We start from the raw sequence: 25,598 nt of genomic DNA, 5'->3' as shown, positions 1-25,598 counted from the left end.
CATGCCCGTCACCTCCCTCCGCAAGTCCTTCGTTCGGCCTCCTGAAGTCGCTCAAGATCAAAAGCCAGATCAAGAGCCAGATCAAAAGCAGATCAAGAGCAGATCAAGATCAACGGCAACGGGGCGTTCGGTGGAAGGGGTTACCACTTACCAGCGCACACGGCTCGCCAGCCTCGCCTCAGAACCAGCGATCGTTCTTCTTGCGTCCACGGGTGAGGGCGGGGAGGATCAGGCCCGCCAACAGGCCGGCACCGGCGATGCTGCCGCCGTACACCATGTAGCGCATCATCACCTGTTTGTTCTCGTCGCCCAACCTTGCCTGCGTATCACGCAAGGTCGACTGGCTCTGGTCGAGCTCCTCGCTCAGCGACTTGTTGCGCGCTTCGAGCTCGGCCACCAGCTGCTTGCGCGAATCGAGGGTTTCCTGCATGCCCTGGACGCGGTTTTTCCAGCTGTCGTCGATGGTCTTCAGTTGCCCCGTAAGCTCCGCAACCTGCGCATCCAGCTGCGGCAAGCGGTCGCCCTGGCCAGGTACCGACTGCAAGTCGCTGGACAGGATCCACACCACGTCGCCGTTCTGCCCGCGCACTTGGCTGTAGTTACCCTGGGTGCTGAGCAAGGTCAGTTTCTGGCCAGACTTGAGGGTGCCGACGATACGGTGACCGTCTGTCGGGCCGCTGCGCACATAGGTGCTCAGGCTGTCGCTCACCCAGCGAGCATCGCTGGCAGGCTCTTCGGCATGCGCCGGCACGGCAAGGGCCACCGTGGCGGCGAACAGGCCACTGCGCAGGGCAGTGAGGGCGTAGGCAGTTGGGCGGGAATCGGGCATTTTGAGTCTTCGCTGAAACAGGACAAAAGTAGGCCGGGGACGGGGCCGGTGAACCGGTCGGTGGGTTGACCGTCAGCCAAAGACCTTTTTTTTGTAAGCTGGTTCAGCGACTGGGTACGGAAATATCTACAGCATGTTGCGATGTGTGGCGGGGCCGACTTCCACACGATTGTCAGGGCAGCGACTCGTTCAAGTCCCGTTTGAGACGTGTGGCATCCCTTGCAGGATCTCACTGTCATTTTAGTTGGTGGCAGGATGACCCTTTCTTTGTCACGTTCTGTTAACCTGAACGGCATCACCTGGGCCTGCAACACCGAGCAGCGTGGACACGTTGCTTGCAGCGGCCCGGGTTGTACCAGGAAACGGAGATTCGTCTAGATGGCCACTGACCGTGTGAGCCTGATTCATTTCGATAAACTGAGCATGAGCCCAGATGCTGCCGACCGGTTCCAGTCCGCCCTCGACGCCCTGGAGGCGCTGAAGCTGCAGGACCGTTACGTGTACCTCATCGCTCCCTATCTGGGTGATATCGCGGACGCTTCCGATACTGAGCAATTGGCCACGGCGCTGCAGCAGAGCCAGCGCGTGGTCGAGGAATTACTGGCTGCCAGGTCGGTAACCCAGGCCAAGGCAGAAGAGGTCAACCAGGTGTTCCAGCGCGCTGCGGAGCGCGCCCGGGCCGAGCTGTCGGGCTGAGCCGCGCATCGCCCAGGCCCTGCCGCTTTTGCTGCTTCACGCGCCCGGTAATTGCTCCCCCTAGATAGCGAAGAGGGTAGAAGGCCATGCGTTGCGTTCGCCGCGTCATGCTGCTTCTGTCTTGCCTGGCATTACTGCCAGGCTTGGTCGTGCCGGCCGAGCGATGCCAGCGACTGACCGCCACCGGTAACCCTGAATACCCCCCTTATCTATGGCGCGACCCTGCCAACCCGCAGCAACTGATCGGCGCCAATGCCGATCTGGTCAAGCACCTGGCCGAGCGCCTGGGCCTTGAGATCGATGTGGTGTATGGCGGGCCGTGGTCCCGCGCCCAGGAAGAGGTGCGCACTGGCAGGATCGACCTGTTGGCCGGTTATTTCATCACCGATGCACGTGAGCAGCAGATGGATTTCGTGCTGCCCCCCTTCCTCCATACGCCGAGCGTGGTCTGGGTGCGCCGGGAGGGCACCTTTGATTACCGGCAATGGGCCGACCTGAGGGGGCGCAAAGGCGGCACGCTGGTGAACAACAGCCACGGCCAGCAGTTCGATGACTACGCCCGGCGATATCTCACCCTCGAAGCCGTGCCTACCGCCAGGCAAGCATTTGAAAAGCTGGTGCACAAACGCAGTGATTACGTGGTGTACGAGCAATACCCCGGAATGGCGTTGGCCCGCACGCTGGGTATTGAAGGCGAGCTGCTGGTGCTGCAGCCGCCTGTATCCAGCGAGGGGCTTTACCTGGCGATGTCGCGCGCCTCACCTTGCAATCAACCCGCGTTGATCGAGGCGCTCACTCGCGAGATGAAGGCGGTCACCGCGGGAGCACTGCCTGATCAACTGTTGAGGCAGAACCTGCAGCGACGGCAGGAATGAGGCAGCGCAGCCTCGCTACCGCATCTGCAGGATGATCGGGCTGCTGCTGGCCGGGTCGGTATGGTCCCGCAGCTTCGCCACCGCCGCCGGCTCCACCGCCGGGCCATGGTTACCCCAGGCACTGCGCACAAAGCTCAGTACCGCGGCAACCTCCTGATCGCTCAACTGTGCCCTGAACGCCGGCATCCGGTAGGCGTCCGGCATGCCCGCAGCCACCACGCGCTGTGAACCGTTCAGGGTGATGTTGATGGCTGAAGCGTTCTCCTTGGCCAAGGCCGAGGTAGCGCCGGCCAACGGTGGCATCCATTCGCCCTGGCCCTTGCCGTCCATGCCGTGGCAGGAAGCGCAGCGGGTCACGTAAGTGTGCGCCCCAGGCCGATCGAGCTGGGCGACACCAGGCTCATCCTGATACTGCCAGGGCGTCCCATCGCGTGCGGGGTCGCCCGGTAGCGACTTGAGGTAACGAGCGATGGCTGACAGGTCCTGATCGGTCATGAACTGCGTGGAGTTGTTGAACGCCTCGGTCATGGAGCCGAATACCACGGCATGACGGTTACGCCCCGTTTTCAGAAACTGCACCACATCGGCCTCGCTCCAGCGGCCAAGGCCTGTGTTGTGATCGGCGCGCAGGCTTGGCGCATACCAGCCGTCTAGCAGCGCCCCCGCCAGGAACGGTGCGCCGCTGTCATCCAGCGCCTTCTCATTGAACGCCAGCCCGCGGGGTGTGTGGCAGCTGCCGCAGTGGCCGGGGCCCTGCACAATGTAGGCACCCCGGTTCCAGAGCGCATCCTGCCCGGGTTTGTCGGCGTAAGGCTCGGTGGCAGCGAACAGGCCGTTCCACAGGGCGATGGGCCAGCGCATGTTCAGCGGCCACGGGATACTACTGGCCTGGTTGGGCTGGCGTGCCGGTTGCACGCTGCGCATGAAGAACGCATACAAGGCCTTGACGTCTTCATCGCTGAGCTTGGCGTAGGACGGGTAGGGCATGGCCGGGTACAGCCGTCGCCCACCCGGTGCCACCCCCTGGCGCACGGCGCGGTCGAAGTCCGCCAGGCTGTAGCTGCCAATGCCGGTGTCCGCGTCGGGGGTGATGTTGGTGGCATGGATGGCGCCCAATGGCGTCGCCATTTCCAGCCCGCCGGCAAAGGGCTTTTGCCCTGGCAGGCTGTGGCAGGCCACGCAGTCGCCAAGGCGCGCCACGTATTCGCCTCGGCTTACCAGGGCCGGGTCATCGATGGCTGCCTGTGTACGTTCAAAAGGCGAGGCCGGCTCACGGGTGACGTACCACGTCACCAGGCCCGCGGCCACTGCACAGGGCAGCAGCAACCAGCCAAGGGTTGTTTTCATACGACGTGTCATCGCGGCGTCCTTGTCGGTCAGCTGAAGGTATGGCGGCTCATGGGCAGGCTACGCACCCGTTTGCCGGTGAGCTGGGCAACCGCGTTCGCCACGGCAGGCGCCACCGCTGGCAAGGGGGGCTCGCCGATGCCACCCATCTTCGCGCCGCTCTCGATGATGCGCACATGCACCCGTGCCATGCGCGACGGCGGCAGGATCGGGTAAAGGTCGTAATTGCGCGCCCGGGGCATGCCGTCCACATACACAGCTTCTTCCACCAGCGTTTGTGAAAGGCCCAGCGCCACGGCGCCATTGACCTGATGCTCGATGATGGCTGGGTTGACGATGCTGCCAGGGTCGATGGCCTGCCAGATGTCATGCACCTTCACCTGGCCATTCTCGATCGACACTTCGGCGATCACCGCAGCTTCGGAACCGAACGGCGACGCCATGGCCACGCCCCGCGCCCGTCGGCTGCCGTCCTCGGCGGTGAACGGCCCGCGCTTCCAGCCGCCAGACAACTCGCCCACGGCTTGCAGCAGGTGGGTCAGCCGCGGGTTGTCACGCAGCAGGTGCAGGCGCAGTTCAAACGGGTCCTTGCCACCTTTGTCGGCCAGCTCGTCCAGAAAGGACTCGTAGAAGAAGTCGTTCAGCGAATTGCCCACCGACCGCCAGTAACCGAGCATCGCCGGCCCCTTCACGTAGACCTGGGCGATGCGTTTGTGCGCGATCGCATAGGCCTTGCCCGACAGCCCCTCAAGCGCCGTGGGATCGATCTTCTCGCCCTGTTTGCCCGCCAGTGCCTCGGTCGGGCCTTCGGTAGCGCTGACCGCCTCCAGGGCTATGGGCATACCGTCGGCATCCAGTGCGGCACGGAATTTCACGGCAGCAACCGGGCGCAGCACGTCGCGCAGAAACTCTTCTTCCCGGCTCCAGATCAGTTTCACTGGCTGGCCGACCGCTTTGGCCAGCGCGATGGCTTGCGGGTAAGGGTTGGCGGACTCATACAGAAAATGGCGGCCAAAGAAGCCGCCCAGCAGGGGCGAGTGCAGAGTGATCTGGCTAGCGTCCAGGCCCGTGCGTTTGGCAATGTCGTCGCGGAACATGTCGGGCGCCTGGTTCGGCAACCAGACTTCCAGGGTGCCGTCCGGGTTGAAGCGGGCCAAGGCAGAGGGGGGCTCCAACTGGGCGTGGTTAAGGTACTGGTTGTGGTAGCTGGCTTCTACCTTGGTTGGTGCGCTGCCGAGGGTAGCTGCGAAATCGCCCGCCTGCTCTTCATCCCGGGCCGGGCCTTGCGTCGCGCCCAAGTGCTCTACCCAGTGGTCGCTGGAAAAGTCCGCAGGCATCGCGCGCACGGTGGCGCCAGCCGCCGCTTCCTGCCAGTCCACCTGCAGGGCCTCCACGGCCCGCTTGGCGTGCCACCAGCGCTGGGCGACCACCGCCACGGCCCCTGGCAGTTGATGCACCGAGTGCACGCCGTGCATGGCCTTGACCTCGGCCTCGTTGCGCAGGCCGCCAACGGTCATGCCCAGGCGCGGTGCGTGCTGGACAGCGGCGTGCAGCATGTTCTCGACGGTGATATCGATGCAGTACATGGCCTTGCCGGTGGACTTGTCACGGGCATCCAGGCGCATGACAGGCTTGCCGATCCAGCGGAACGTGGCCGGGTCGCGGAGCTTCAGGGTGGTGGGGTCGGGTACCGGTAGGTCCATGGCCCGCCCGGCCAGTTCGCCGTAGGGTATGGATCGTCCGGACGTGGTATGTACTACAGTACCCGGGGTAGTGGACAGCTCTGCCAACGGCACACCCAGCTTCTCGGCGCCCGCCTGCAGCAGCATGGCGCGGGCGAGGGCGCCAAGTCGGCGCATGGTCGGGTAGCTCATGCGCACCGACATGCTCCCACCTGTGATGCGCATGCCGTTCTCCATCACCACATAGGCCTCACCAGGCGGCGCGCTCTCGACCACGAAGTTGGCGGGGTCGACGTCGAGCTCTTCGCCAACGATCTGCGCCATGGCGGTGAACGGCCCCTGGCCGCCTTCCATGAACGGGCTCAGCAGGCGCACCGTGCCGTCAGGGCGAATCTCCAGAAACGCGGGCACCTGGGTACCACGCTCGGCATGGGTGGCTGCCTGCACGCGAGGGATGCCAAGTGGCAGGCCAAAGCCGAGCACCAGTGCACCCACCGCAGTACCGGCAAGAAAACGCCGGCGTGACAGGTTCACGGTTTCGCCAGCCTGCAATTTGGCCAGCTCAGGGAGCGTATCCATCAGGCTTTCCCCCCTTGCGCCAGCGCGTGCATCGCCGCATGGATGGCGTTGTAGGTGCCGCAGCGGCACAGGTTGACCATGGCCGCATCGATCTGCTCATTACTGGGGTTAGGGGTGTGCTTGAGCAGGGCGGTTGCCGCCATCACCTGCCCTGACTGGCAGTACCCGCATTGGGCCACCTGGTGCTCAACCCACGCAGCGACAACCTTCTTGCCGACAGGGTCGTCCTCGATCGCCTCGATGGTGGACACTTCGCGGCCCTCCACGCCCGCCACTGGCGTGACGCATGCGCGCACCACCACACCGTCGACCAGCACCGAGCAGGCCCCGCACTGGGCCAGGCCACAGCCATATTTGGTGCCGGTGAGGCCCAGGTCGTCCCTGAGCACCCACAGCAGGGGCGTGTCGGCTTGCGCTTCGACCTGATAGGCCGCGCCGTTGATGCGTAATTCCATGGTTCACCTGCCCATCATCGGTTGCTGTCGCTGTTTTGAGATACACCGGGGGTACGTTGCCCCCGTCCGCAAACGCTAGCACATCATGTCGACCGGCCATCCGTGCAACAGGCAGGTCCAGAGGATCAGGCAAGCATTCCCCCGGAATACGCAAGCGCAGACCGCCTGACGCGGCGCAGCGGGTACCGGGGAGGATTTCCCCGGCGAAAACCCGGATAATGCCGGGCAATTCTGTTCTGCACGTTTAAATCACGGTAAACCCGCATGGAAATCAAGGTCAATTTTCTCGACAATCTGCGCCTCGAAGCCAAGTTCGACGACTTCACGGTGATTGCCGACCAACCGATCCGCTACAAGGGAGACGGCTCGGCGCCGGGGCCGTTTGATTACTTCCTGGCGTCCTCAGCCCTGTGCGCCGCGTACTTCGTCAAGCTGTACTGCCAGGCCCGCGATATTCCGACCGAGAACATTCGGCTGTCGCAGAACAACATCGTCGACCCTGAAAACCGCTACAACCAGGTCTTCAAGATTCAGGTCGAGTTGCCCGAAGACATCTCCGAGAAAGACCGCCAGGGCATCCTGCGTTCCATCGACCGCTGCACGGTGAAGAAGGTGGTGCAAACCGGCCCCGAGTTCGTTATCGAGGTGGTGGACAACCTGGATGCCGACGCCCAGGGGCTGTTGATGCCGGTGGCGCAGACCAGCACCCGTATCCCCGGCAAGGACCTGCCGCTGGAACAGACCATCGCCAATATGTCCGGCATTCTGGCGGGCTTGGGCATGAAGATCGAAATCGCCTCGTGGCGCAATATCGTGCCCAACGTCTGGTCGCTGCACGTGCGTGACGCGCAGTCGCCGATGTGCTTCACCAACGGCAAGGGCGCCACCAAGGAGGCCGCCCTGGCCTCGGCCCTGGGCGAGTTCATCGAGCGCCTGAATTGCAACTTCTTCTACAACGACCAGTTCTGGGGCGAAGACATCGCCAATGCGCCGTTTGTGCATTACCCGAACGAGCAGTGGTTCAAGCCCGGCCCGCGTGACGCGCTGCCAGGGGAAATCCTCGACGAAAACTGCCTGGCCATCTACAACCCCGATGGCGAGCTGCGCGGCTCGCACCTGTACGACACCAACTCAGGTAACACGGCGCGGGGCATCTGCTCACTGCCATTCGTGCGCCAGTCCGATGAACAGGTGGTGTACTTCCCGTCCAACCTGATCGAAAACCTGTTCCTGAGCAACGGCATGAGCGCAGGCAATACCCTGGCTGAAGCCCAGGTGCAGTGCCTGTCGGAAATCTTCGAACGGGCCGTGAAGCGCGAGATCCTCGAAGGCGAGCTGTGCCTGCCGGATGTGCCGGCAGAGGTGCTGGCCCGTTACCCCGGCATCGTGGCTGGCATCCAGGGGCTGGAGGAGCAGGGCTTCCCGGTGCTGGTCAAGGATGCCTCGCTCGGGGGTGAGTTCCCGGTGATGTGCGTGACCCTCATGAACCCGCGCACAGGGGGCGTATTCGCCTCGTTCGGTGCACACCCGAGTATGGAGGTGGCGCTGGAACGCAGCCTTACCGAGCTGCTGCAGGGCCGCAGCTTCGAGGGCCTCAATGACCTGCCGCAGCCGACCTTCGAAAGCCACGCGCTGACCGAGCCGAACAACTTCGTCGAACACTTCATCGATTCCAGCGGTGTGGTGTCCTGGCGCTTCTTCAGCAGCAAGGCCGACTTCGAATTCGTCGAGTGGGACTTCTCGGGCCAGGGCGAGGATTGCAACGCCCAGGAAGCCGCCACCCTGTTCGGCATCCTGGCCGACCTGGGCAAGGAGGTGTACATCGCGGTGTACGATAACCTCGGTGCCACCGCCTGCCGCATCCTGGTGCCTGGGTACTCGGAAATCTACCCGGTGGAAGACCTGATCTGGGACAACACCAACCGCGCCCTGAGCTTCCGCGCCGACATCCTCAACCTGCACAGCCTCGACAACCGCTCGCTGAAGCTGTTGCTCAAGCGCCTGGACAACTGTGACGTGGATGACTACACCACCATCACCACGCTGATCGGCGTGGAGTTCGATGACAACACGGTGTGGGGCCAGCTGACCATTCTCGAGCTCAAATTGCTTATCTGCCTGGCTGTGCAACGCTTCGAGGATGCCAAGGAGCTGGTCGAGGCGTTCTTGCAGTTCAACGACAACACCGTCGAGCGGGGCCTGTTTTACCAGGCGCTGAACGTGGTGCTGGAGGTGATGCTGGACGACGACCTGGAAATGCCCGACTTCGAAACCAACTTCCGGCGCATGTTCGGCGACGCGCGCATGGACGCGGTACTGGGGTCTGTCGACGGCAGCGTACGCTTCCACGGCCTGACCCCGACCAGCATGAAGCTCGAAGGCCTGGACCGCCACCTGCGGCTGCTCGACAGCTACAAGAAACTGCACGCAGCGCGGGCCCGCATGGCCTGAGGGTGTGAGGCCACGCGCGGCGGGGCAGGCCCCGCGTGGCCGAGGGTCATTGGCTGCAAATCTCTTGCAGGATGTTTCAAACGGTTGAAGCGGTGAACTATCACCGCTCCAGGGTGCTCATTGGTTTAGCGCACCTTGCGCGCCCCTGTGGGCTTTTGCCCGTCAGAGCTGGGTCACCGAATGAAAAGGAGGCACCGTGACCGTAACCGATCAAACCCTCTACCGCTGCAGGCCCGGCCCGCTGCACGCGCTGCTGTTGGCAGGCAGCGTGCCGTTGTTCCTTGGCGCCATGCTGAGCGACATCGCCTACTACAACAGCTACCAGATCCAGTGGAGCAATTTCGCCGCCTGGCTTATCGCCGGTGGCCTGGTGTTCTGCGGGCTGGCGTTGCTGTTCGCCTTGGTCAACCTGGTGCGGGCGCGGCAGAAAGCCGGTCGGCCGACCCTGTATTTCGTGTTGTTGCTGGTGACCTGGGCGCTGGGCTTGGTCAATGCGTTCGAGCATGCCAAGGATGCCTGGGCCGTGATGCCGTCGGGCTTGGTACTGTCGGTGATCGTGACCGTGCTTGCCGTGGCGGCGGCCTTTCTCGGGTTGAGCAACCTGCGCGCGCGAGGTGAAGCATGAAACGTCTACATGCACTGAGCCTGTTGTCCTTTTCGCTGCTGCTGGCCGCTTGTGGCGGCGATGGCGAGCCCACCCAGGCCCATGGCCCGGACCCAAAACTGCCTGAACCCCAGCGCGGCTTGCTGCCGAGCATGAAGATCGCTCAGCCGGTTGCGTGGGGCCAGCAGAAGCCGACCGTGCCAGACGGCTTCAGCGTGACGGCAATCGCCACCGACCTGAAGATCCCGCGGCAAACCCTGGTGCTGCCCAATGGCGACATCCTGGTCGCTGAAGGGCGGGGCGGTAGCGCAGCCAAGCTCAAGCCCAAGGACGTGATCGCCAGCCAGATCAAGGCCAAAGGCAATACCCAGGTCAAGGGTGGCAACCGCCTGACGCTGCTGCGCGATGCCGATGGTGACGGGCGTTATGAAATGCAGACAGTGTTTGCCGAAAACCTCAACGCCCCTTATGGCCTGGCTTTTGCCAACGGCAAGGTCTACGTGGCCAACCAGGATGCGCTGGTGAGCTTTGACTACAAGGACGGCCAGACCAAGGCCGAGGGCGCACCTGCCAAGGTCACCGACCTGCCCGCCGAGATCAACCACCACTGGACCAAGGCACTCACCGCCAGCCCAGACGGGCGTTACCTGTATGTGGGCATCGGCTCTAACAGCAACATCACCGAACGCGGCCTTGAGGTTGAAATCGACCGCGCCATGGTCTGGCAGGTGGATGCCCAGACCGGTGCCCACCGCCCGTACGCTACCGGCCTGCGCAACCCGACGGCGCTGACCATCCAGCCAGGCACCGGCCAGCTGTGGACTGTGGTTAACGAGCGTGACGAACTGGGCCCCGACCTGGTGCCGGACTACCTGACTTCGGTGCGCGAAGGCGGTTTCTATGGCTGGCCCTACAGCTACTGGGGGCAGAATGTAGACGACCGGGTGCGGCCGCAGAACCCTGCCAAAGTTGCCGCAGCCATCAAGCCGGACTACAGCCTGGGCTCGCACGTGGCAGCCCTTGGGGTCGACTTCTCCACAGCCGCCATGGGTGAAGGCTTCACCGATGGCGTGTTCGTCGGCGAGCACGGCAGCTGGAACCGCCCGAACCCTGTGGGCTACAAAGTGATCTTTGTGCCGTTCAGCAATGGCAAGCCGGCGGGCGAGCCGATCGACTTCGCCACTGGCTTCCGCGGCGAAGATGGCAAGACTCGCGGGCGGCCAGTGGGTGTGACCGTGGACCCGCGGGGGGCGTTGATCATCGCTGACGATCTGGCCAACACCGTATGGCGGGTAACGCGTAACTGATACGGCCAGTCATTGCCTTTGTTGCATGCCCATGGTTTGCCCATGGCATGCAACGTTCTGAGTGTGATCCATGCCACTTCAAATGATGGCCAGTATTCAAATGGCGAATGCAAGCCGTGCATGGTTTCGATTTCCATAAGCCCCATCGATGACCCCATCCTGTCGTCACGTGTTTGATGATGGAGGAAGGTCATGTTCAGTAAAACCATGCTCATGGTGGCAGTGCCGGTAGCCCTTGCAGTGCTTGCAGGCGCCATGCTGCCGTTTCAGGCGGCCGGTAACGCCGCTGCAGGCCGCGCACTGGGCCATTGGTTGTGGGGGGCGTTCGCGTCGCTCACCGTCAGCGGCATCGTAGTGATTGCGACACTGTTGATCTTGCGCGTGCCGGCGCCAGAGGTAGGCAGGGCACTGCAGGGGCCTTGGTGGCTATGGATCGGTGGCGTGCTGGGTGCCTTGTACGTGGCCGGTGCAGCAGCGCTGACGCCCAAATTAGGGGCGGCAGGCTTTCTGGTGCTGGTGGTTGCGGGGCAAATGGTGATGGCCGTGGTGGCCGACCATTTCGGGTGGATGGGGCTGGCCGGAAGGCCGCTTGGCTGGGGGCGGGTAGCCGGCTTGCTGCTGATTCTGGGCGGTGTGTGGTTGGTGCAGAGTGGCTGGGCCACAGATCCACTCCCCAAAACCGACACGGTGATCAAACAGCCCAATGGCTGATCAGGCGCCAGGCTGGCTGCAGGCCCACACGCTTTCGCGCAGCCAGCGGTGGCCCGGGTCGTTGTTCTTGCGTGTGTGCCACGCCTGCTGGTAGTCGAAGCACGCGATGTTCAGGGGCGGGGGGAACGCCTGCAGGTACGGTTGCTGTTGCAGGCACCCCACGGCACGCTGGGCCACAGTCAACACCAAATCGGTGCCCGTCAATACCTCCACTGCTGCACTCCAGTGCGGCAAGGCCAGGGCAATGCGCCGCCGCAAACCCTGTTCGGCCAGGGTGCGCTCGATCTCATCGAAAGCGTCCGGGCGCATGGCCAACAGCACATGAGGGCGCGTCAACCAGTCATTCAGTGTGAGGCGACCTGAGGGTGGCAGCACGCGCCGGTCTGCCACGCTGACGAAGGTATCCTGGAACAACGCCTGGGCCGTGATCGTTTGAGGCAATTCCGGGAACAGCCCGAGTGCCAGGTCCAGTTCGCCGTCCAGCAACTGGGCAAGCATCGTTTCGCGGCTGGCCTGGCTGATGGCCAGGTCGACCCCAGGGGCAACGCGACGCACATGGCGTACCAGCGGCGGGAGGATGATGCGCGAGGCGTAGTCCGATAACGACAGCCGAAAGCGGCGCTGGGCCAGCGCCGGGTCGAAATGCGGGGCGGCCAACAGGCCGTTCAGGCTGCCCAAGGCGTCTTCCAGCGGTTGTTCAAGGGTCTGCGCCAGGGACGTGAGCACCATCTTGCCCTGCTGGCGTATCAGCAGCGGGTCATTGAAGTGTTTGCGCAGTTGGGCGAGGGCGTGGCTGACTGCCGGTTGGCTGCGGTGCAGGCGCAGGGCTGCGCGCGTCACATGCTTTTCGCTCAGCAGGGCGTGCAAGGCCAGCAGCAGGTTGAGGTCGATTCTGCGAAGTTCATCCATGGGGCGAATAGCCATCAGCTGTGAAGGTGGCGGCCATCAGCTTAACAAATACGGGTTGCGGGGGTAGCGCTACGCCACTGCGGCCGCGACCTGTCGGCCGCTTGAAGGTATACTCACCGGCCGTTTGACTGTTATCCGAGTATTTCGATGGGTCTTTCTGCAACCGCTTTACCTGAACCGCGCCGCCTGGGCGCACCCCTTGTTGCGCTCGGGCTGCTGGTAGCCGGTGCCTGGTTCCTTGATTTGAACGCTGGGTTCAAGCAAGTACTGTTGCTGCTCGTTGGCGCTGCCCTGGGCCTGACCTTGTACCACGCCGCCTTTGGCTTTACCTCAGCGTGGCGGGTGTTCATCAATGAACGCCGTGGTGCAGGCTTGCGGGCACAGATGGTCATGCTGGCCCTCGCCGTGGTGCTGTTCTTCCCTGCACTGTCGGCCGGCACCCTGTTTGGCAACCCCGTCAATGGGCTGGTAGCGCCTGCGGGCGTTTCGGTCGTGTTCGGGGCGTTCATTTTCGGTATTGGCATGCAGCTCGGCGGCGGCTGTGCCTCTGGCACACTGTTCACCGTAGGCGGTGGCAACGCGCGCATGCTGGTCACCTTGCTGTTCTTCATCATCGGTTCGGTGACCGCTACCCACCACGCGGATTGGTGGTTCGCCCTGCCATCGTTCCCGGCCACGTCGATCGTGCAGGCCTGGGGGCTCGCGCCCGCCCTGGTGGTGAGCGTGGCCGTGTTTGCGCTGATTGCATGGGCCACGGTGGTGCTGGAAAAACGCCGGCACGGTGCGCTTGAAAAGCCCATGCCCAGCGAGCATGAAGGCTTGCGCCGATTCCTGCGAGGCCCGTGGCCTTTGCTGTGGGGCGCCATTGCCCTGGCGCTGCTCAACTATGCCACGCTGGCGTTTGCAGGCCGGCCCTGGGGTATTACATCTGCCTTCGCCCTGTGGGGGGCCAAGGTACTGGACGCGGCAGGCGTGCAGGTGGGTACCTGGGTGTTCTGGCAAGCGCCTGCCAACGCCAAGGCCCTGGCCTCCCCACTGTGGCAGGACATCACCACGGTCATGGACCTGGGCATCGTGCTGGGGGCACTGCTGGCAGCAGGGCTGGCGGGGCGGTTCGCACCTAGCCTGAAAATCCCATTGCCTTCACTGGTAGCGGCAGTGATCGGCGGGCTGTTGCTCGGCTACGGTTCGCGGCTGGCCTATGGCTGCAACATCGGCGCCTACTTCAGCGGCATTGCCTCGGGTAGCCTGCACGGCTGGCTCTGGCTGGTCGCCGCTTACCTGGGGAACGTGATTGGCGTGCGCCTTCGCCCGATTTTTTTCGCCGGGGAACGCCGCCCGGTAACGCTGACCGGCTGCTGAAAGATTATCAATGCGCGGGGCGACCGATGGGCGCCCCAAGGCAGCGCTCAACGCTGATTCCTAAAATGATAATCGGCAATAACTTCTAGCCATAACCCTATGATTAGGAAGTTATTTTCTGGCAACAGCATGCTGCACGCACTGCTCATAGTAGGTTTGCCCGATGGCCGCAGGCTTGAGCCTGGAGCGGCTGTTGAACGTCTGCTCCGTAATCCCGAAGGCGGTCATGCGCATCCAGGGCTTGGCGAACCTGCGCACCTGCAGCTTTTTGCGCGAGGCATACAGCGTTACCCCTGACAGCTTCGCCTTCTGCGCCTCGGCTGCAATCTGCGCGCCCCATTTGCAGGTGTGGCGATCATTCTGGGTCAACGGCCGAGCCTGCGCGCCCACGGTAGCTGAGGCCAACAGGCACCCTGCCGCCATTGCTAGAAATACTCGCATGTTGCTGTCCTAAGCATCTGAAGAGAAAAGAAGTTTGCCTTCAGATAATTCGTACAGGGGCCAGCACTTTGCCCTCAGTTACGCTCAGGCCGGCGCTTGCCATGCCCGCCACCCAGAGCACCGCCACACCATAGTTGAGCCGCTGATACAGCCCGAGCAGCTCACCCTGCTGAGCGGCCTGGCCCATTAAAACGACAGTGAAAACTGCCAGCACGGTGCATGCCAGTGAGAACCAGGCGAGGGTGCGCGAGCCTGCCAAGCGCATGCCTAGCCAGGCCCAGAGCGCGCTAGCCAGCGTCAGGGTGACGAACATCATCAGCCCGGAGAGGTTATGCAGTTGTTGCGCGTGGACGGCTGTACAGGCGTGCAGCCTTGGTCGCAGGGGAACAGCCCCGTGCCGAAACTGCCCAGGCCGTGCAGCAATACCAATGCGGCGCTCAGCAGCGCCAGTTTCGAATGCTGCCAGCGTCGCGCCAGGCCCCAGGCGAACAACATGAACAGTACGCCCAATGGGAAGTTGTTAAGCAAAGGTGACCACTGCTGGGTGGGCGCCCCGGTTGCGCCCAGCTGGCTCATGGCCATTTGCAGGTGGCTGTACCCGGGGTACGCCTTGGCGGTCAGCCATACGCCGATGGCCAGCCAAAACGGGATGAGCAGGCCGCAGGTGAGCAGTGATCGATCGAGCAGTTTCATGCAGTACACGTCCGTCCGTGGAAACCTGGGACCCTAGCAAAATGCGCAGGTAAAGTGCCAGCGCCGATAGCGTGTCAGGCGTATGTGATCGTACAACTGCCTGCGCTATCATGGCGGCTGTCATTCAAGGTGAAGTACAGGGCATGTCAGAGCAACAGCCACAGGCACGCGCCCGGCGCAAGCCGCGTAGCCTGGCGCAGGAACTGGTCACGGTATTGACCGAGCGCATCCGCAGTGGCCAGCTGAAGCGCGGGGATAAGTTACCGACCGAGTCGCAGATCATGGCCGAGGAGGGCGTAAGCCGCACCGTCGTGCGTGAAGCTATCTCGCGCCTGCAGGCTGCCGGCCAGGTCGAGACCCGTCATGGTATCGGCACCTTCGTGCTGGACGCCTCGCCTGCCGCGGGCTTGCGTATCGACCCGGCCACGGTGGTCACACTGCGCGAGGTGCTGGCAGTGCTGGAGTTGCGTATTGCCCTGGAAGTGGAGTCGGCCAGCCTGGCAGCGCAGCGGCGCAGTGACGAGCAATTGGCCGGCATGCGTGCGGCGCTGGACGAGCTGAATGAGGGCGCGGCCCATGCCCTGGATGCGGTGTCAGCGGACTTCCAGTTCCACCTGCGCATCGCCCAGGCCAGCGGCAACCACTATTTTGCCGACATCATTCACCACCTGGGCACCAGCATCATCCCGCGCACGCGCCTGAACTCAGCGCGCCTGGCTCACGATGACCAGCCCCATTACATGAGCCGGTTGATGCATGAGCACGAGGCGATCTATGAAGCGATTGCGCGGCAGGACAGCGAGGGGGCGAAGATGGCGATGCGCATGCACCTGAGCAACAGCCGTGAGCGGCTGCGCCAGGTGCATGAACGGGTGCAAGGGAACGAGGGGTGAGTGGGGGGCTGCGATGTGTTCGCCTTTAGGGGTGCAGCGTCGGTGAGATCGAGCGCCGCCCGCGCGGCGCAATTTCACCCGCCATCCCCCGTCAGCCTCACCTACTGCTCAAGGCCTCCCTCACACCACTCCCCATTCACCAGCCGACGCAACCCCAGCGGGTTGTCGTCACGCAGCGCCTCGGGCAGCAGCGCCTGCGGGTAGTTCTGGTAACACACCGGCCGCAGGAACCGGTCGATTGCCAAGGTCCCCACAGACGTACCCCGGGCATCCGAGGTGGCCGGGTATGGCCCACCGTGCACCATGGCGTCGCAGACTTCGACGCCGGTGGGGTAGCCGTTGACCAGAATGCGCCCGACCTTTTCCTCAAGTAGCGGCACCAGCCAGGCAAACGCGGCAAAATCCTCTGGCTCGCCGATCAACGTCGCGGTCAACTGACCCCGCAGGCCGTGCAGGGCACTGCGCAACTGCTCATTGTCACGCGCCTCTACCGCCACCGTCGTCGGGCCGAACACTTCTTCCTGCAGCAGCGGGTCTGCCTCCACCAGCAGGCCGGCTTCGGCCCTGAACAACTGCGCCCGCGCCTGGTTGCCCGCCTGCGGCTGGCCGGCCAGGTGTTCGATACCGGCATGGGCGTGAAGGTGTTCCAGGCCACTGACGTAACTGCGCAAGCCCCCGGCATTGAGCATGGTCTGGCCGGCCTGTTGCTGAAGGTGGCCGCCAAGGTCCGCAAGCAGCTGGCTGTAGGCAGGCGATTGCAGGCCTATCACCAACCCCGGGTTGGTACAGAACTGCCCAGCCCCCATGCACACCGACCCGGCCAGCTCGCGCGCAATGGCTTCGCCACGCTTGGCCAGCGCACCTGGCAGGATGATCACCGGGTTGATGCTGGACATCTCGGCAAACACCGGGATCGGTTGCGGGCGTTCGGCGGCCATGCGGCACAGGGCATCGCCACCCTTGAGCGAGCCGGTGAAGCCCACCGCCTGAATGGCGGGGTGCTTGACCAGCGGTTCACCCACGCCAGCCCCGAACACCATGTTGAACACGCCCTTGGGCATACCGGTGCGGGCCGCCGCGCGCTCAATGGCGCAGCCGACCAGGTCGGCAGTGGCCATATGGCCGCTGTGCGCCTTGAACACCACAGGGCAGCCTGCCGCGAGCGCAGCGGCCGTGTCACCCCCTGCGGTAGAGAATGCCAGCGGGAAGTTGCTGGCGCCGAACACGGCTACAGGGCCTACGCCGATGCGCATCTGCCGCAGGTCCACGCGCGGCAGTGGCTGGCGATCTGGCAGGGCCAGGTCGATACGCGCGCCGAGAAAGTCACCCCGGCGCAGCACCTGGGCAAACAGGCGCATCTGCCCGCTGGTGCGGCTCCGTTCGCCCTGGATGCGGGCAGGTGGTAACGCCGTTTCACGGCACACGATGGTGACGAAGGCGTCATCCAGCGCGTCCAGCTCTGCGGCGATGGCGTCGAGAAATTCGGCGCGGCGGGCAGGCGCCAGCTGGCGGAACGTTACGAATGCGGCCTGTGCGGCCTTGGCCGCCTGGTCCACCTCGGCGTCCGTGGCTTGGGCAAAGCTGTAGGGCAGGGGCTCGCCCGTTGTGGCGTCCAGGCTCTGCAGGCGCTGTAGGCCGGGGGCGCTGCGCTGCCCGGCGATGAAGTTGTGGCCAAGAATGTCCGGCATCTGGAACTCCTAGAGGGGAAGGGTCAGGTAATGGGTGCGGGGTTGAACAGGGTGATGTCGTTGTGCAGGCGGTGCTGTTCAGCCCAGGTGCGCTTGCGCCCGCTGGCGACGTCCAGGTAGTAGTGGAACAGCTCCCAGCCCAGCGCTTCGATGCTGCTGCGACCCGTGGCGATGCGCCCGGCGTCGATGTCGATCAGGTCCGGCCAGCGCTGCGCCAGCTCGGTGCGGGTGCACACCTTCACCACCGGCGCCATGGCCAGGCCATAGGGCGTGCCGCGGCCTGTGGTGAACACATGCAGGTTCATGCCGGCAGCCAGTTGCAGGGTGCCGCAAACAAAGTCGCTGGCTGGGGTGGCGCAGAAGATCAGGCCCTTACCATTGACGCGCTCACCGGGGCCGAGCACCCCCTGGATCGCGCCGCTGCCAGACTTGACGATCGAGCCGAGTGCTTTCTCGACGATATTCGACAAGCCACCCTTCTTGTTGCCCGGTGTGGTGTTGGCGCTGCGGTCGGCTGCCCCTTGTTGCAGGTAGCGGTCGTACCAGTCCATTTCGCGCACCAGGGCATCGGCAACCTCAGGGTCTTGGGCCCGGGAAGTCAGCATGTAGATCGCGTCACGTACCTCGGTCACCTCCGAAAACAGCACGGTCGCGCCGGCCCGTACCAGCAGGTCTGCCGCGTAGCCTAGCGCCGGGTTGGCGGTGATGCCCGAGAATGCATCACTGCCACCGCACTGCATGCCCAGAATCAACTCACTGGCCGGTACAGCCTGGCGCCGGCGTTGGTCGAGTTTTTTCAGGCGGGTTTCGGCCAGCGCCATGATCTGCTCGATCATTTCGCTGAAGCCCAGGCTTGCGTCCTGCAGGCGGTACAGCCAGGGCTCGCTCAGGTCGACGGAAGGGTCGTTGTCGTGCATCACCTGCCCGGCCTGGAGCTTTTCACACCCCAGGCTGATGACCAGCGCTTCGCCACCAAGGTTGGGGTTGCGTGCAAGGTTACGCACCGTGCGGATAGGGATGTAGGCATCGCGGGCATTGATCGCCACGCCGCAGCCGTAGCTGTGGGTGAGGGCGACCACGTCGTCCACATTGGGGTAGCGGGGCAGCAACTCGTCGCGGATACGCTTCACCGCATGCTCCAGCACCCCGGTGACGCACTGCACGGTGGTGGTGATGCCAAGGATGTTACGGGTACCGACCGTGCCGTCGGCGTTGCGGTAGCCTTCGAAGGTATAGCCATCCAGGGGCGGTTGCGGCTGGGGTACGGCGTCGCAGCGGGGCAGGCTGGCCAGCTCGGGCGCAGCCGGCATGGCCAGCTGGCTTTCCTGCACCCAGCTACCCTGGCGCAGGTCCTCCAGTGCATAGCCAATGACCTGGCCATAGCGCCTCACCGCGTCGCCCCGGGCAATCGGCACGGTGGCCACCTTGTGGCTCTGCGGCACGGCTTCGACCAGGGTCAGGCCATCGGCAAAGCGTGCGCCTTCGCCCAGGCCACCGTCGTTGACCACCACCACGACATTGTCGTCGTCGTGCAGGCGCACGTAGCGGGGCGATTCGGAGTGTTCGATCAGCTGCATGTTCGGGCCCTACTGTTCAGGTTCTCAGGCTTTTGTACATCCGCCCGCGCCGGCATTGGCCGGCCCGGGCGTGTTCACTCAGTGCGGCGGGCTGGCCAGTTGCGGATTGGCCGCAGGCTCTGGGCGTGGCTTGGGTGGGTCTTCGCGCAGCTCGATGCGCTTGATGGGGCCGACGATCACCAGGTAGCTGAATACCGCCACCAGTGCATTGGCCCCCACGTACACCAGTGCCCACTTGAACGAACCGGTGGCGCTGATGATGTAGCCGATGACGATGGGGGTGGTGATCGAAGCGATGTTGCCAAACGTGTTGAACAGCCCGCCAGACAGCCCGGCGATCTGCTTGGGCGAGGTGTCGGCCACCACCGCCCAGCCCAGTGCACCAATGCCTTTGCCGAAGAAGGCGAGGGTCATGAAGCCCACCACCATCCATTCGGCGTCAACGTAGTTGCAGAACACCATGGTGGTCGACAGCAGCAGGCCACAGACGATGGGCAATTTGCGTGAGAAGGTGAGCGAGTTGCCGCGGCGCAACAGCCAGTCCGAGATTACCCCGCCCAGTACCCCGCCAATGAAGCCGCAGATAGCCGGTAACGACGCGATGAAGCCCGCCTTCAGAATGGTCATGCCGCGCTCCTGCACCAGGTACACCGGGAACCAGGTCAGGAAGAAGTAAGTGATGGCGTTGATGCAGTACTGGCCCAGGTACACGCCCAGCAGCATGCGGCTGGTGAGCAGTTGCTTTACGTAACCCCATTTAGGCCCGTCATTGCCACGCTTCTGGTCCATGTCCACCAGGCCGCCGTTCTGCTCGATGTGCTCCAGTTCGGCAGGGCTGATACGCGGGTGCTGGCGCGGGTTGTAGATGGTCTTGAGCCACACCATGGAGAACACGATACCCAGGGCACCCATGACCACGAACACGTGCTCCCAGCCGAAACTGAATACGATCCAGCCCATCAACGGCGCGAACAGTGCAGTGGCAAAATACTGCGCCGAGTTGAAGATCGCCGAGGCGGTGCCTCGTTCCTGGGTCGGGAACCAGGCCGCGACGATCCGCGCATTGCCCGGAAACGACGGCGCCTCGGCAAAACCGACCAGAAAGCGCAGGGTGAACAGGGTGACAACGGCCCAGGCCACTGGCAAGCCGCCGACAAACCCCTGCAGCAGGGTAAACAGTGACCAGGTGAAGATGCTGAAGGCATAGACGTTCTTCGAGCCGAAGCGGTCCAGTAACCATCCCCCCGGGATCTGCCCGGCCACGTAGGCCCAGCCGAATGCGGAGAAAATATAACCCAGGGTGACGGCGTCGATGCCGAGGTCTTTCTGCAGGCTGGAGCCTGCGATGGCAATGGTGGCGCGGTCTGCGTAATTGATCGTGGTCACCAGAAACAGCATGAACAGGATCAGGTAGCGCACATGCGTCTTCTTCGTCGCTTGCATGCGGTTGTACTCCCACTAGTTATTGTTGTGCGGGGTATTGAGATGTAGCCGGAGCGGGGCGTGCTCGCTCCGGGTGCGGCGCTGGCAGGCCGCTAACGGGGTTACTGTGGTCCCATCTTGTCCATCAAGGCTGCCAGCATTTCATACTCGTCGGCGCTCAGGTCGGTCAGCGGTGTACGCACCGGGCCTGCGTCGTAACCGGCAATACGGGCGCCTGCCTTGACGATGCTCACGGCATAGCCGGCCTTGCGGTTGCGGATGTCCAGGTAAGGCAGGAAGAAGTCGTCGATCAGCCTAGCCACGGTGGCGTGATCTTCGCGGGCGATGGCGTGGTAGAAGTCCATCGCAGTTTTGGGGATGAAGTTGAACACCGCCGATGAATAAACCGGTACGCCCAGCGCCTTGTAGGCTGCGGCGTACACTTCAGCGGTCGGCAGGCCGCCGAGGTAGCTGAAACGCTCACCCAGGCGACGGCGAATCGACACCATCAACTCGATATCACCCAGGCCGTCCTTGTAACCGATCAGGTTGGGGCAACGCTCGGCCAGTTGCTCGAGCAGTGTGGCATTGAGGCGGCAGACGTTGCGGTTATAGACCACCACGCCGATGTTGACCGATTTGCACACGGCTTCAACATGGGCGGCTACCCCATCCTGGCTGGCCTCGGTGAGGTAATGCGGCAGCAGCAGCAGGCCCTTGGCCCCCAGGCGCTCGGCTTCCTGTGCGTATTCGATGGCCTGGCGGGTGGCACCACCCACGCCAGCCAGAATAGGTACCGACGTGGCGCAGGTGTCCACGGCAGTTTTGATGACCTGGCTGTATTCACTGGCCGCCAGGGAGAAGAATTCCCCAGTACCACCCGCGGCGAACAGCGCGCTGGCGCCATACGGGGCCAGCCATTCCAGGCGCTTGACATAGCCGGCCTGGTTGAAGTCGCCACTGGCGTTGAAGTCGGTGACTGGGAAGGAGAGCAAGCCGTGGGAGAGGATGGATTTCAGTTCTTGTGGGTTCATTGTTATTGGCATCCAGACGCTTGGGTGAAAGGGGTGCTGTTTGTGAGAGGTAAGTTATCGTACAACATAAGCGATGACCAGTCCTTCGTTTAGATTTTCTGAGGCGGGGAGCGCGCGTCTTTTAGAACGCTCGGTGAATCTGCGCGGGATGGATGGGAGTAACTGGATCACGCGGCTTCACCTGTGGTCAGGTGATCGTATGTCTATCAGCGTGGCAGAGAATCAAATGAAAGGGGCGGCATTGCGCCGCCCCTTGGTCATGTCCGAGCAGGATGCAAGTACTCAGGCAGCCTGCTGACGCTTGCCTTGTGCTTTGCGTACCTGGGCGCGGCATGCATCACCGAACGCCTGGAAGATCTTGATCGAATCAGGGTTTTTCGCCGCCTGCCATTCCGGGTGCCATTGCACGGCGAACAGGAAGGGCGACAGGCTCGGTGCATGGATGGCCTCCACCAGGCCGTCTTCAGCCTGGGCAATGGCCTCTATACCCTCACCCAAATTGCGCAGGCCCTGGCCGTGCAGAGAGTTCACGCGAATTTCATCGGTGCCCAAGGTGTGCTGCAGCCAGCTGCCTGGCTGAATCTTCACCCCGTGTACCTGGGCGTATTGCACTTCAACCGGGTCTTCCGGGTTTTCCCGGTGATCGTTGAAACCGGGTTCTGCGTACACCTTCTGGTAGATGTCCCCACCCAGGGCGACGTTGATTTCCTGCATGCCACGGCAGATGCCGAAGATGGGCAGCCCGCGCTTGATGGCGGCTTTGACCAGGGGGATATCGAACAGGTCACGGTTCGGGTCCTGGCCTTTGCCCGGGGTTTCGTTCTGCTGGCCATACAGCGCCGGGTCGATGTTGCTGCCTGCGCCAGTCAGGTAGACGCCGTCGGCCATGTCCAGGTAGGTATCCAGGGCATCGGTACCGCAGCAGGTAGGTACCAGCACAGGGACGCAGCCTGCAAACTCGACCAGCGGGGTGATGTATTTATGGGTCATGACCTGGTAGTCATGGCCTTTGCGCTCTTGGGTACCCATGGTCATCAGGACGACGGGCTTGCGCAGGGAGGGTTGCTTGTTGCCAATGTTGCTGTTGGACATATGTCACCTTGGGACAGGCTGAACCTGTCGTTGTTGTGCAGGCGCACGGCGCGGGGCCCTGGGTGCAGCCTGTGGCCCCGAGCACTGCCGGCTCGTCATGGGCGACGATGCCGGTCGGGGCCTGTGGCTAGAGTGCCAGAGCCGTTCAATATGTCAAACGACCGATAAGGCGCGTGCCGCCCGTAATCATGGGTCCAAGCGGTGTGAAAACGATCGTAACCCTGTGCCTGTGAGGGTTTGCCAGCTATGGTGGTCAATAATATTTAACGATGCAGTCGGCTCATTGCAGCCGTGCAAAGAAGCCATGCCGGTGCATTGACCCACGCGCTGGGCCGCGCCAGCATGGCCTGACAATACCTACCAGGAGGTTCTGATGTCCGCACCCTCAGGCGGCGCCGTTGCGCGCATTCCGTTTACCGAGCTGCAGGCACTGCTGCAGGGCATTTTCGAACGCCACGGGTGCAGCCAGGCAGTGGCGCAGGTACTGGCCAGCAACTGTGCCAGCGCCCAGCGTGATGGCGCCCATAGCCATGGCATCTTCCGCATGCCCGGGTACGTATCGACCCTGGCCAGCGGCTGGGTGAACGGCCGCGCCACGCCTCAGGTCAGCGACCTGGCAGCTGGGTACGTCAGCGTCGATGCCGGGGGCGGCTTCGCGCAACCGGCGCTTGCCGCTGCGCGGGAACTGCTGGTGAAAAAAGCGCAGACGGCCGGTATCGCCGTGCTTGCCATCCACAACTCCCACCATTTTGCAGCGCTGTGGCCTGATGTAGAGCCGTTCGCCGAACAGGGCCTGATCGCCCTGAGCGTGGTCAACAGCATGACCTGCGTGGTGCCCCATGGCGGGCGCAAGCCGCTGTTCGGCACCAACCCCATCGCGTTCGCCGCGCCCTGTGCGGGGCATCCGCCGATCGTCTTCGACATGGCCACCAGCGCCATGGCCCATGGTGATATCCAGCTTGCCGCCGCCGCAAGGCAGCCGTTGGCCGCGGGGATCGGCGTAGACAGCCAGGGCGCCCCTACAACCGATGCCCAGGCAGTGCTGAACGGGGGCGCCTTGCTGCCCTTCGGTGAGCACAAGGGCTCGGCCCTGTCGATGATGGTGGAGTTGCTCGCTGCGGGCCTGACCGGTGGGCATTTTTCGTGGGAATTCGACTGGGCAGGGCATCCGGGCGCCAAGACCCCTTGGACTGGCCAGTTGATTATCGTCATCAACCCAGGCCTGGGCGCAGGCCGACCGTTTGCCGAGCGCAGCCGGGTGCTGGTGGAGCAGATGCAGGCGGCGGGGTTGACGCGCATGCCGGGCGAGCGGCGCTACCGTGAGCGCGAGGTGGCCGAGCGGGAAGGGGTGGCCATGACCAAGCAGGAGTTGCAGGGGCTGAAAGCCCTGCTTGGCTGACCCGGCCACCTCGCGGGCGAAAGCGCAGCGAAAACGTGCAGGGGTGCACACACAACCGTGCACGATAGTGGATGTTCCTGAGCACGCACTCCGGGTATGCTCAGGCCTGCCTTTTCGAACTGTCCTGATCCAAGGAGCTGCACGCTGTGTTCAAACATGTCGATGCCTACGCCGGCGACCCGATTCTCTCGTTGATGGAAACCTTCAAGGCCGACCCCCGCGCCGACAAGGTCAACCTGAGCATTGGCCTTTATTACGACGAGGCCGGCGTGGTGCCGCAGCTGGCTGCCGTGGATACCGTCGAAAAGCGCCTGGCCGGGCAGGACCATGAAGCATCGCTGTACCTGCCGATGGAAGGCCTGGCCAGTTATCGCCAGGCGATCCAGGCACTGCTGTTCGGTGCCGACCACCCGGCGGTCACGGGCGGGCGCGTGGCTACCGTGCAGACAGTCGGGGGCTCCGGCGCACTGAAGGTTGGCGCCGACTTCCTCAAGCGCTATTTCCCCGAGGCCGAAGTGTGGGTCAGCAACCCTACCTGGGATAACCACCGCGCCATCTTCGAGGGTGCGGGTTTCAAGGTGAACAGCTACCCGTACTTCGACCAGAACACCCGCGGCGTCGATTTCGACGGCATGCTGGCCACCCTTCAGGGCCTGCCGGCCCACAGCATCGTCCTGCTGCACCCGTGCTGCCACAACCCGACCGGTGCCGACCTCGACCAGCGCCAATGGCAGCAGGTGGTTGAAGTGGTCAAGGCGCGGCAACTGATCGCGTTTCTCGACATTGCCTACCAAGGCTTTGCCGAAGGCCTGGTAAAAGACGCCTACGCCATCCGTGAAATGGCCAGCGCCGGTGTACCGTGCCTGGTCAGCAATTCGTTTTCGAAGATCTTCTCGCTGTATGGCGAACGCGTAGGCGGGCTGTCGGTGGTCTGCGAAGACCAGGCCACCACCCAGCGCGTGCTTGGCCAGCTCAAGGCCACGGTTCGCCGCAACTATTCCAGCCCGCCCAGCTTCGGCGCCCAACTGGTGGCCGGCGTGCTCGGTGATGCCGCGCTCAATGCCCAGTGGGTGGCCGAAGTAGAGGTCATGCGCAAGCGTATCCTCGACATGCGCCAGGCCCTGGTGGATGCCTTGGCCGTGCTGTTGCCCGGCCAGGACTTCCAGTTCTTCCTGCGCCAGCGTGGCATGTTCAGTTACACCGGCTTCAGCGTCGAGCAGGTACGAAGGCTGCGTGACGAGTTCGGTGTCTACCTGATCGACAGCGGCCGCGTGTGCATGTCTGGCCTGCGCCCGGCGAACCTGCAGCGCGTTGCCGAGGCGTTTGCTGCTGTGCAGAAGTAACGTTGCGGCGGGCGGCTCTGAAGTCTGCACGATCAGAGCCGCTCGCTACTGTGCTTGTACAGACAAGTGCAACCGCCCCTCCGAAAAAGGCTTCGCAAGTGCAACCTTTCAGTGCACAATCGCGCCCCTCTTTTCCGGTTGAGTTGGGCGGAGCCGACATTTCGCCATTCTCAGCCTGTTACAGTCTTGCGAGTGGAGCTTCACCCGGA

General features: G+C 63.5%; 21 protein-coding genes and 1 pseudogene. 10 read left to right on the top strand and 12 right to left on the bottom strand.

What is annotated here, in order from left to right:
* Positions 1 to 178: 178 nt before the first annotated feature.
* Positions 179 to 829, bottom strand: a complete 651-nt coding sequence (locus tag IAE36_RS01070; protein WP_201209757.1) for a TIGR04211 family SH3 domain-containing protein — start codon at positions 827 to 829, stop codon at positions 179 to 181.
* Positions 830 to 1,207: 378 nt separating this feature from the next.
* Here IAE36_RS01070 and IAE36_RS01065 point away from each other — a divergent pair, with 378 nt between their 5' ends.
* Positions 1,208 to 1,525, top strand: coding sequence for a hypothetical protein (locus tag IAE36_RS01065; protein WP_028633799.1), 318 nt, complete (start codon positions 1,208 to 1,210; stop codon positions 1,523 to 1,525).
* An 86-nt stretch (positions 1,526 to 1,611) separates the two neighbouring features.
* Positions 1,612 to 2,400 (top strand): substrate-binding periplasmic protein, encoded by a 789-nt coding sequence (locus tag IAE36_RS01060; protein ID WP_201209755.1) that lies wholly within the window; start codon positions 1,612 to 1,614, stop codon positions 2,398 to 2,400.
* A gap of 15 nt (positions 2,401 to 2,415) precedes the next feature.
* On the opposite strand, the gene IAE36_RS01055 is transcribed toward IAE36_RS01060, so the two are convergent.
* The 3 genes from IAE36_RS01055 to IAE36_RS01045 are packed head-to-tail and all read right to left on the bottom strand — an operon-like array spanning position 2,416 to position 6,463.
* On the bottom strand, positions 2,416 to 3,759 hold the full coding sequence (locus tag IAE36_RS01055; protein ID WP_201209753.1) for a c-type cytochrome: 1,344 nt from the start codon (positions 3,757 to 3,759) through the stop codon (positions 2,416 to 2,418).
* A 17-nt stretch (positions 3,760 to 3,776) separates the two neighbouring features.
* Positions 3,777 to 6,008 carry a xanthine dehydrogenase family protein molybdopterin-binding subunit gene (locus IAE36_RS01050; protein WP_201209752.1) on the bottom strand — a complete coding sequence of 744 codons (2,232 nt, stop codon included), beginning with the start codon at positions 6,006 to 6,008 and terminating at the stop codon, positions 3,777 to 3,779.
* A complete protein-coding gene (locus tag IAE36_RS01045) occupies positions 6,008 to 6,463 on the bottom strand; it encodes a (2Fe-2S)-binding protein (RefSeq protein WP_201165567.1) in 456 nt (151 codons plus the stop codon). Before IAE36_RS01045 ends, IAE36_RS01050 begins: the two co-directional genes overlap by 1 nt.
* Before the next feature lie 264 nt (positions 6,464 to 6,727).
* On the opposite strand from IAE36_RS01045, the gene IAE36_RS01040 reads away from it, so the two are divergent.
* From IAE36_RS01040 to IAE36_RS01025, 4 genes are all read left to right on the top strand, one after another.
* On the top strand, positions 6,728 to 8,914 hold the full coding sequence (locus tag IAE36_RS01040) for an OsmC domain/YcaO domain-containing protein (protein ID WP_201209751.1): 2,187 nt from the start codon (positions 6,728 to 6,730) through the stop codon (positions 8,912 to 8,914).
* 196 nt (positions 8,915 to 9,110) lie between these two features.
* Complete coding sequence (locus IAE36_RS01035; RefSeq protein WP_201209750.1) at positions 9,111 to 9,539, top strand: DUF2231 domain-containing protein; 429 nt, start codon at positions 9,111 to 9,113, stop codon at positions 9,537 to 9,539.
* The gene (locus IAE36_RS01030; RefSeq protein WP_060481133.1) at positions 9,536 to 10,825 is read left to right on the top strand and encodes a PQQ-dependent sugar dehydrogenase; all 1,290 of its coding nucleotides are present in this window, start codon (positions 9,536 to 9,538) and stop codon (positions 10,823 to 10,825) included. The genes IAE36_RS01035 and IAE36_RS01030 overlap by 4 nt, the downstream gene beginning before the upstream one ends.
* Before the next feature lie 192 nt (positions 10,826 to 11,017).
* Positions 11,018 to 11,536, top strand: a complete 519-nt coding sequence (locus IAE36_RS01025; RefSeq protein ID WP_201209749.1) for a DMT family transporter — start codon at positions 11,018 to 11,020, stop codon at positions 11,534 to 11,536.
* Here the strand turns inward: IAE36_RS01025 and IAE36_RS01020 are convergent, their stop codons facing one another.
* Positions 11,537 to 12,445, bottom strand: a complete 909-nt coding sequence (locus tag IAE36_RS01020; protein ID WP_201209748.1) for a LysR family transcriptional regulator — start codon at positions 12,443 to 12,445, stop codon at positions 11,537 to 11,539. It lies immediately after the preceding gene.
* A gap of 147 nt (positions 12,446 to 12,592) precedes the next feature.
* On the opposite strand from IAE36_RS01020, the gene IAE36_RS01015 reads away from it, so the two are divergent.
* Positions 12,593 to 13,807, top strand: coding sequence for a YeeE/YedE family protein (locus IAE36_RS01015; protein WP_201209747.1), 1,215 nt, complete (start codon positions 12,593 to 12,595; stop codon positions 13,805 to 13,807).
* A gap of 111 nt (positions 13,808 to 13,918) precedes the next feature.
* Here the strand turns inward: IAE36_RS01015 and IAE36_RS01010 are convergent, their stop codons facing one another.
* Both IAE36_RS01010 and IAE36_RS01005 read right to left on the bottom strand, forming a co-directional pair.
* Positions 13,919 to 14,248: a hypothetical protein gene (locus IAE36_RS01010; RefSeq protein ID WP_201209746.1), complete on the bottom strand. Its 330-nt coding sequence runs from the start codon at positions 14,246 to 14,248 to the stop codon at positions 13,919 to 13,921.
* A gap of 40 nt (positions 14,249 to 14,288) precedes the next feature.
* Positions 14,289 to 14,941 (bottom strand): annotated as a pseudogene (locus IAE36_RS01005) (DUF998 domain-containing protein).
* Between the two features lie 143 nt (positions 14,942 to 15,084).
* Between IAE36_RS01005 and IAE36_RS01000 the strand changes: the two are divergent.
* Positions 15,085 to 15,834 (top strand): FadR/GntR family transcriptional regulator, encoded by a 750-nt coding sequence (locus IAE36_RS01000; RefSeq protein ID WP_201165579.1) that lies wholly within the window; start codon positions 15,085 to 15,087, stop codon positions 15,832 to 15,834.
* 101 nt (positions 15,835 to 15,935) lie between these two features.
* Here the strand turns inward: IAE36_RS01000 and IAE36_RS00995 are convergent, their stop codons facing one another.
* From IAE36_RS00995 to IAE36_RS00975, 5 genes are all read right to left on the bottom strand, one after another.
* The gene (locus tag IAE36_RS00995; RefSeq protein ID WP_201209744.1) at positions 15,936 to 17,522 is read right to left on the bottom strand and encodes an aldehyde dehydrogenase (NADP(+)); all 1,587 of its coding nucleotides are present in this window, start codon (positions 17,520 to 17,522) and stop codon (positions 15,936 to 15,938) included.
* Positions 17,523 to 17,545: 23 nt separating this feature from the next.
* On the bottom strand, positions 17,546 to 19,099 hold the full coding sequence (gene garD, locus IAE36_RS00990; protein WP_201209742.1) for a galactarate dehydratase: 1,554 nt from the start codon (positions 19,097 to 19,099) through the stop codon (positions 17,546 to 17,548).
* 78 nt (positions 19,100 to 19,177) lie between these two features.
* Positions 19,178 to 20,542 carry an MFS transporter gene (locus IAE36_RS00985; RefSeq protein ID WP_028633814.1) on the bottom strand — a complete coding sequence of 455 codons (1,365 nt, stop codon included), beginning with the start codon at positions 20,540 to 20,542 and terminating at the stop codon, positions 19,178 to 19,180.
* 101 nt (positions 20,543 to 20,643) lie between these two features.
* Complete coding sequence (gene kdgD / locus IAE36_RS00980) at positions 20,644 to 21,555, bottom strand: 5-dehydro-4-deoxyglucarate dehydratase (RefSeq protein WP_201209740.1); 912 nt, start codon at positions 21,553 to 21,555, stop codon at positions 20,644 to 20,646.
* Positions 21,556 to 21,837: 282 nt separating this feature from the next.
* Complete coding sequence (locus IAE36_RS00975; protein ID WP_028633816.1) at positions 21,838 to 22,647, bottom strand: gamma-glutamyl-gamma-aminobutyrate hydrolase family protein; 810 nt, start codon at positions 22,645 to 22,647, stop codon at positions 21,838 to 21,840.
* A 373-nt stretch (positions 22,648 to 23,020) separates the two neighbouring features.
* On the opposite strand from IAE36_RS00975, the gene IAE36_RS00970 reads away from it, so the two are divergent.
* Together IAE36_RS00970 and IAE36_RS00965 are read left to right on the top strand one after the other, a co-directional pair.
* Positions 23,021 to 24,046 (top strand): Ldh family oxidoreductase, encoded by a 1,026-nt coding sequence (locus tag IAE36_RS00970; protein ID WP_201209738.1) that lies wholly within the window; start codon positions 23,021 to 23,023, stop codon positions 24,044 to 24,046.
* 146 nt (positions 24,047 to 24,192) lie between these two features.
* On the top strand, positions 24,193 to 25,389 hold the full coding sequence (locus tag IAE36_RS00965; RefSeq protein WP_201209737.1) for an amino acid aminotransferase: 1,197 nt from the start codon (positions 24,193 to 24,195) through the stop codon (positions 25,387 to 25,389).
* The last annotated feature ends 209 nt before the right edge of the window (positions 25,390 to 25,598 follow it).

This window comes from Pseudomonas sp. S36 (assembly GCF_016647875.1).
In the GTDB taxonomy this organism is placed as follows: domain Bacteria; phylum Pseudomonadota; class Gammaproteobacteria; order Pseudomonadales; family Pseudomonadaceae; genus Aquipseudomonas; species Aquipseudomonas parafulva.
Note: the sequence above shows the minus strand (reverse complement) of the source record. Positions and strands in the feature narration are given on the sequence as shown.

What these genes read in the sequence shown, in the direction of transcription:
- IAE36_RS01040 (WP_201209751.1), top strand. Translation starts at nt 6,728, where the DNA reads ATGGAAATCAAGGTCAATTTTCTCGACAATCTGCGCCTCGAAGCCAAG.
- IAE36_RS01010 (WP_201209746.1), bottom strand. Translation starts at nt 14,248, where the DNA reads ATGCGAGTATTTCTAGCAATGGCGGCAGGGTGCCTGTTGGCCTCAGCT.
- IAE36_RS00970 (WP_201209738.1), top strand. Translation starts at nt 23,021, where the DNA reads ATGTCCGCACCCTCAGGCGGCGCCGTTGCGCGCATTCCGTTTACCGAG.
- IAE36_RS01030 (WP_060481133.1), top strand. Translation starts at nt 9,536, where the DNA reads ATGAAACGTCTACATGCACTGAGCCTGTTGTCCTTTTCGCTGCTGCTG.
- IAE36_RS01060 (WP_201209755.1), top strand. Translation starts at nt 1,612, where the DNA reads ATGCGTTGCGTTCGCCGCGTCATGCTGCTTCTGTCTTGCCTGGCATTA.
- IAE36_RS01025 (WP_201209749.1), top strand. Translation starts at nt 11,018, where the DNA reads ATGTTCAGTAAAACCATGCTCATGGTGGCAGTGCCGGTAGCCCTTGCA.
- IAE36_RS01070 (WP_201209757.1), bottom strand. Translation starts at nt 829, where the DNA reads ATGCCCGATTCCCGCCCAACTGCCTACGCCCTCACTGCCCTGCGCAGT.
- IAE36_RS01015 (WP_201209747.1), top strand. Translation starts at nt 12,593, where the DNA reads ATGGGTCTTTCTGCAACCGCTTTACCTGAACCGCGCCGCCTGGGCGCA.
- IAE36_RS00995 (WP_201209744.1), bottom strand. Translation starts at nt 17,522, where the DNA reads ATGCCGGACATTCTTGGCCACAACTTCATCGCCGGGCAGCGCAGCGCC.
- IAE36_RS00985 (WP_028633814.1), bottom strand. Translation starts at nt 20,542, where the DNA reads ATGCAAGCGACGAAGAAGACGCATGTGCGCTACCTGATCCTGTTCATG.
- IAE36_RS00975 (WP_028633816.1), bottom strand. Translation starts at nt 22,647, where the DNA reads ATGTCCAACAGCAACATTGGCAACAAGCAACCCTCCCTGCGCAAGCCC.
- IAE36_RS01055 (WP_201209753.1), bottom strand. Translation starts at nt 3,759, where the DNA reads ATGACACGTCGTATGAAAACAACCCTTGGCTGGTTGCTGCTGCCCTGT.
- IAE36_RS01045 (WP_201165567.1), bottom strand. Translation starts at nt 6,463, where the DNA reads ATGGAATTACGCATCAACGGCGCGGCCTATCAGGTCGAAGCGCAAGCC.
- IAE36_RS01020 (WP_201209748.1), bottom strand. Translation starts at nt 12,445, where the DNA reads ATGGATGAACTTCGCAGAATCGACCTCAACCTGCTGCTGGCCTTGCAC.
- IAE36_RS01050 (WP_201209752.1), bottom strand. Translation starts at nt 6,008, where the DNA reads ATGGATACGCTCCCTGAGCTGGCCAAATTGCAGGCTGGCGAAACCGTG.
- IAE36_RS01065 (WP_028633799.1), top strand. Translation starts at nt 1,208, where the DNA reads ATGGCCACTGACCGTGTGAGCCTGATTCATTTCGATAAACTGAGCATG.
- kdgD (WP_201209740.1), bottom strand. Translation starts at nt 21,555, where the DNA reads ATGAACCCACAAGAACTGAAATCCATCCTCTCCCACGGCTTGCTCTCC.
- IAE36_RS01000 (WP_201165579.1), top strand. Translation starts at nt 15,085, where the DNA reads ATGTCAGAGCAACAGCCACAGGCACGCGCCCGGCGCAAGCCGCGTAGC.
- garD (WP_201209742.1), bottom strand. Translation starts at nt 19,099, where the DNA reads ATGCAGCTGATCGAACACTCCGAATCGCCCCGCTACGTGCGCCTGCAC.